General features: G+C 39.6%; 1 protein-coding gene. It reads left to right on the top strand.

What is annotated here, in order from left to right:
* The coding region (gene rnpA, locus C1G53_RS06365) for a ribonuclease P protein component (protein WP_105118130.1) at nucleotides 1-285 on the top strand (285 nt) is incomplete at its 5' end.
* Between the last annotated feature and the right edge of the window lie 48 nt (nucleotides 286-333).

Below are 333 nucleotides of genomic sequence, written 5' to 3'. Positions count from 1 at the left end.
CGGAGGTTTGTTGTCTACCGATTACCTAAAGAGCAAAAGCATTTCCGAGTAGGTTTATCTGTCAGCAAAAAATTGGGAAACGCTGTCATGCGAAATAAGATTAAGCGCAGGATTCGTCACATCTTAATTGAATGCCAACATCAACTGGTAGCAGATGACTTTGTTATCATTGCTCGAAAAGGTGTAGAGGAATTGTCCTATCAAGAAATGAAGCAAAACCTCATCCATGTTTTGAAACTAGCTAAACTATACCAGGAAGGTGTTGTGATTGAAAAAGAAAGTTAAATGGGCAGGTCTACTGGTAGCATCTCTAATTGTTTTAACAGCCTGCGG

This window comes from Streptococcus suis, assembly GCF_002960445.1.
In the GTDB taxonomy this organism is placed as follows: Bacteria; Bacillota; Bacilli; order Lactobacillales; family Streptococcaceae; genus Streptococcus; species Streptococcus hyiners.
The sequence above is the reverse complement of the archived record's forward strand: the minus strand, read 5'-3'. Positions and strand labels throughout refer to the sequence as shown.